Here is a 5,431-nt window from a genome sequence, read left to right as displayed (position 1 = left end):
CCGCCGGCCCACGAGGCCGGGGTGGACACCCCCGCGACACACGTGGGGCTGCCCACCGGCCGCACCCTCCGGAACCGCCCTCACCTGTCCCAGGCGCCACACCCCCTCGCGAGGACGCCCACCCCGACCCGTCGCGGCCCGAAAACCCACGGACACGCCACCGCGGCCGCGACGGGCCGGGGCACCACGTCACCGCACCTCAGAGCCGCCACACCCCCGCAAGGCCCGCGCCACACCCTCCGATCACACCGTCACCACCTGCGGTGACAGCACAACGAAACCCGCCCGACACCGCCGTCCAATCCGCGGGTAACACCCGGCCGGTTGCCTGAAGTGGTCCCACCCCGCGCACGCAGGAGGCCACCCGTGGAAGAACTCGTCGTCATCGGCAACGGCATGGTCGGCCACCGACTCGTCGAGGCCCTCAACGACCGCGACCACGACCATCGCTGGCGCGTCACCGTGGTCGGCGAGGAACCCCGCACCGCCTACGACCGGGTCGCCCTGTCCGGCTACCTCGAAGGCACCTCCGCACAGGACCTGTCCCTGGGTACGCTCACCGGGCCCCACCTGCGCACGCACACCGGCGAACGCGCCACCGGCATCGACCGCCGCACCCGCACCGTCACCACCGACACCGGCCGCACCCTGCCCTACGACCGCCTGGTCCTGGCCACCGGCTCCACACCCTTCGTGCCCCCGGTGCCCGGCCACGACCTGCCCGGCTGCCACGTCTACCGCACCATCGAAGACCTGGACGCCCTGGCCGGGGACGCCCGCGGATCCCGCGCCGGCGTGGTCATCGGCGGCGGTCTGCTCGGGCTGGAGGCCGCCAACGCCCTGCGTCTGCTGGGTGTGGAGGCGCACGTCGTCGAACTGGCCCCGCACCTCATGCCGGCCCAGATCGACCAGGGAGCCGGCGCCCTCCTGGAACGCCTGGTCGGCGACCTGGGCGTGCGGGTGCACACCGGAAGCGCCACCACCGCCATCGAGGCCGGCCCCGACGGACGGGTCCACCACGTGACCCTCGACGACGGGCGCCGTCTGGAGACCGACCTCGTCGTCTTCTCCGTCGGCATCCGCCCCCGCGACGAGCTGGCCCGCGCCGCCGGTCTGCGTCTGGGATCCCGTGGCGGCGTCGACATCGACGACACCTGCACCACCAGCGACCCCGCCGTGCACGCCATCGGCGAGGTCGCCCACCACGACGGCACCGTCTACGGACTCATCGCCCCCGGCAACGCCATGGCCGAGGTCCTGGCCGACCGCCTCCTGGGCGGCGACGCCACCTTCACCGGCGCCGACACCTCCACCAAACTCAAGCTCCTGGGCGTGGACGTGGCCAGCTTCGGCGACGCCCACGCCGGCGCACCCGACGCGTTGGACGTGGTCGTCAACGACCCCGCCGGTGGCCGCTACGCCAAACTCGTGCTCTCCGACGACGCCACCACCCTGCTCGGCGGCGTCCTGGTGGGCGACGCCTCCGCCTACGCCACACTGCGTCCCCTGGTGGGACGGCCCGTACCCGGGGACCCGCTGGCCCTGATCACGCCGGGGGGCGGGGCCGCGCCGGGGGCCGACGCCCTGCCCGAGGACGCGCAGATCTGCTCCTGCAACGGCGTCACCAAGGCCGACCTGACCTGCGCGATCGAGGACGGTGCCCACGACGTGGCCGCCCTGCGCTCCTGCACTCGCGCCGGCACCAGCTGCGGTTCGTGCGTGCCCATGCTCAAGCAGGTCCTGGCCCGCTCCGGCATCACCCAGTCCACGGCACTGTGCGAACACTTCACCCACGCGCGCAGCGAACTGTGGGAGATCGTCCGCTCCACGGGCGTGACCACCTTCTCCGAACTCATCACCACGCACGGCACCGGGCGCGGCTGCGACATCTGCAAGCCCGCCATCGCCTCGATCCTGGCCTCCCAGGGCAACGGGCACATCCTCGGCGGCGAACAGGCCACCCTTCAGGACACCAACGACCGTTACCTGGCCAACCTGCAGCGCAACGGCAGCTACTCGGTGGTGCCGCGCATCCCCGGCGGGGAGATCACCCCCGACAAACTCATCGTCATCGGCGAGGTCGCCCGCGACTTCGACCTGTACACCAAGATCACCGGCGGACAGCGCATCGACATGTTCGGCGCCCGACTGGAACAGCTCCCCGCGATCTGGAGCCGCCTGGTGGAGGCCGGCTTCGAGTCCGGACACGCCTACGGAAAATCCCTGCGCACCGTCAAGTCCTGCGTGGGCACCACCTGGTGCCGCTTCGGCGTACAGGACTCGGTCGGGTTGGCCATCCGTCTGGAGGAGCGCTACCGGGGCCTGCGCTCACCCCACAAGCTCAAGTCGGCCGTGTCCGGGTGCGCCCGCGAGTGCGCCGAGGCCCGCGGCAAGGACTTCGGGATCATCGCCACCGACACGGGCTGGAACCTCTACGTGGGCGGCAACGGCGGCTTCACCCCACGCCACGCCGAACTCCTCGCCGCCGACCTGGACACCGAGACCCTCATCCGCTACATCGACCGGTTCCTGATGTTCTACATCCGCACCGCCGACCGCCTTCAGCGCACGGCGCCCTGGATCGAGGCCCTCGATGGCGGGTTGGACCACCTGCGCGCCGTCGTCGTCGACGACAGCCTGGGCATCGCCGCCGACCTGGAGGCCGCCATGGCCGACCACGTGGCCTCCTACACCGACGAGTGGGCCGACGTCCTGGCCGACCCCGACAAGCTCGCCCGCTTCGTCTCCTTCGCCAACGCCCCGCGCACCCCCGACCCCACCATCACCTTCACCACCACGCGCGACCAGCCCGCGCCCGGCCCCACACCGCTGGGCATGCCCACCACCCGCACCACGGAGGAGAGCTCCCGATGACCACCCTCACCCTGCCCCTCACCTGGGTCGACGCCTGCCCCGACCACCACCTGGAGACCGAGATCGGCGTCGCCGTCCTGTTGCCCGACCACCGCCAGGTCGCCCTGTTCCGCACCCATGACGGTCACCTGTACGCCGTGGACAACCTCGACCCCCACACCGGCGCCGCCGTCATCTCCCGGGGCATCGTCGGCGACCGCTCGGGCGAGCCCACCGTCGCCTCTCCCATGCTCAAACACGTCTTCAGTCTGCGTACCGGGCTCGGCCTCGGCGAGGACCACGTACGTTTGGGCACCTGGCCCGTCCGTGAACACCAGGGCATGCTCCAGATCGGCACCACACCCCAGGGGACTCCGTGACCAGTACCTCCACCGCAGCCGAGACCACGACCGCGCCCCTGGCCGGGTTCACCGTCGCCGTCACCGCGGCCCGCCGAGCCGAGGAGCTCACCGCCCTGCTCCACCGCAAGGGCGCCCAGGTCATCGCCGCCCCCGCCCTGCGCATCGTTCCGCTGAGCGACGACCAACGCCTGGCGGCGGTCTCCGAACAACTCACCCGCGAGCCCGCCGACATCGTGATCGCCACCACCGGCATCGGTTTCCGCGGTTGGGTCGAGGCCTGCGAGACCTGGGGCACCGCCGAACCCCTCCTGGCGGCCATGCGCTCCTCACGTCTGCTGGCCCGCGGCCCCAAGGCCAAGGGCGCCATCCGCGCCGCCGGCCTCACCGAGGAGTGGTCGCCCCCTTCGGAGTCCTCCGCCGAGGTCCTGGACTACCTCCTGGACCGCGGCGTGCAGGGCCTGCGCGTGGCCATCCAACTCCACGGAGAACCGCTCCCGGACTTCACCGCGGCCCTGCGCCTGGCCGGCGCCGACGTCGTCGAGGTCCCCGTCTACCGATGGACCCAACCCGAGCAGACCGCGCCCCTGGACCGCCTCATCGAGTCCGTGACCACCGGGGGAGTGGACGCGGTCACCTTCACCAGCGCTCCCGCGGCGGCCGGCCTGCTCGCCCGCGCCAAGGCCACCGACACCGACCCCGCCCTGGTCCACGCCCTGCGCCACGACGTGATGGTCATGTGCGTGGGCCCGGTCACCGCACGCCCCCTCATGGTCCATGACATCCCCACCCTGTGGCCCGACCGCGCCCGCATCGGAGCCCAGGTCCGCAAACTCGCCCAGGAACTGCCAGCGCGCTTTCCCACCCTGACCGTGGCCGGACACCGACTGCGCCTGCGCGGCCACGCCGTCATGGTCGAGGGCACCGTCCACACGCTCTCCCCGACCCTGATGCGCGTCATGCGCACCCTGGCCCAACGACCCGGCCAGGTCCAGAGCCGCACCCACCTGCTCGGCTGCCTGGGCGAGGACGCCGACGCCCACGCCGTGGAGTCGGCCGTGGCGCGCCTGCGCACCGCCCTGGGCGACCCCAAGATCATCCAAACGGTCGTCAAGCGCGGCTACCGCCTGGCCCTGGACACCGACCCATGCTGAACCCGACCCTCATCCTGGCCCTGCACGGCACCCGCTCGCCCCGGGGGCGGGCCGTGGCCCACTCCCTGGCCCTGCGCGTGAGCGAGCTCCTGCCGGCCCCCACCCACCTGGCCTTCGCCGACGTGCTCACCCCCACCGTGGGCCAGGTCGCCGCCCGCGTCGAGGGCCCCCTGGTCGTGGTGCCCGCGTTCCTGGCCCCGGGCTACCACGTCCGCGTGGACATCCCCGACCAGCTCGCCCGGGCCGGCCGTCCCGACGCCCACCTCACCCGCCCCCTGGGCGATCACCCCGCCCTGGAGACCGTGGCCACGCGCCGTCTACGGCAGGCCGGTCACCGCGACGGCGACGCCCTCGTCCTGGCCTGCGCCGGGACCTCCGACCCGCACGCCCACGCCGCTCTGGACCGCACCGCCCGCAACCTGTCCCGACGTCTGTCCACCCCCGTGCACCCGGCCTTCGCCGCCACGGCCGACCCCCCGGTGGACCGCCAGGTCGCCCGACTGCGCCGGGCCGGGCACCGCAGAGTGGCCCTGGCCACCTGGCTGTTGGCCCCCGGCCTGTTCCACGACCGTCTGCTGGCCTCGGGCGCCGACGTGGTCGCCGACCCGCTCTGTCCGGACCCGGCCATCGCCCACGCCGTCCTGGACCGCTACCTGGAGGCGCTGCCCGCGTTGACGGCCCACACCTGATCCGCGCAGAGCCGTACCCGGCGCCTACGAGCTCCTCCGCGGATCTCGGGCCGGGCGCCACGAGGCCGTACACGCCTCGGGTGCCACGGCCCACCACCCCCTGCACACGACCTCGCGCGCGTGGACGGTGGCCACATCCGGCAACCCCCGAACGAACACCCCGCCGGCGGGGAACACCACGGTGGGGGCCTCGACCGACCACGGGAGAGGCCCACCGCGACAGCCCACCCCCGCGTCAGAGGACGGCCGTGCCCTCACCCAGTCCCGCATCCCACCGCGACCACGAAGGACCCCTACTGGACCGGGCCGTCGGCGCCCTGCTCGGACCCCTCGTGGCGGCCGCCCTGGTGGGCGCCCCCACCGCGCGCTCCGCCCA

At 73.2% G+C, this 5,431-nt stretch carries 4 protein-coding genes; all 4 read left to right on the top strand.

What is annotated here, in order from left to right; genetic code table 11:
* Positions 1-366 precede the first annotated feature (366 nt).
* The 4 genes from nirB to DSY14_RS26675 are packed head-to-tail and all read left to right on the top strand — an operon-like array spanning position 367 to position 5,055.
* A complete protein-coding gene (gene nirB / locus DSY14_RS26690; protein WP_211719378.1) occupies positions 367-2,874 on the top strand; it encodes a nitrite reductase large subunit NirB in 2,508 nt (835 codons plus the stop codon).
* Entirely contained in the window at positions 2,871-3,233 is a 363-nt protein-coding gene (gene nirD / locus DSY14_RS26685) for a nitrite reductase small subunit NirD (RefSeq protein ID WP_211719377.1), read from the top strand. Before nirB ends, nirD begins: the two co-directional genes overlap by 4 nt.
* Positions 3,230-4,366, top strand: coding sequence for a uroporphyrinogen-III synthase (locus DSY14_RS26680; RefSeq protein ID WP_211719376.1), 1,137 nt, complete (start codon positions 3,230-3,232; stop codon positions 4,364-4,366). Before nirD ends, DSY14_RS26680 begins: the two co-directional genes overlap by 4 nt.
* Positions 4,360-5,055, top strand: coding sequence for a sirohydrochlorin chelatase (locus DSY14_RS26675; RefSeq protein WP_211719375.1), 696 nt, complete (start codon positions 4,360-4,362; stop codon positions 5,053-5,055). Before DSY14_RS26680 ends, DSY14_RS26675 begins: the two co-directional genes overlap by 7 nt.
* The last annotated feature ends 376 nt before the right edge of the window (positions 5,056-5,431 follow it).

The sequence above is a fragment of the Nocardiopsis sp. MG754419 genome, from assembly GCF_018207095.1.
Classification (GTDB): domain Bacteria; phylum Actinomycetota; class Actinomycetes; order Streptosporangiales; family Streptosporangiaceae; genus Nocardiopsis.
This window is presented reverse-complemented; position numbering and strand designations above follow the sequence as displayed.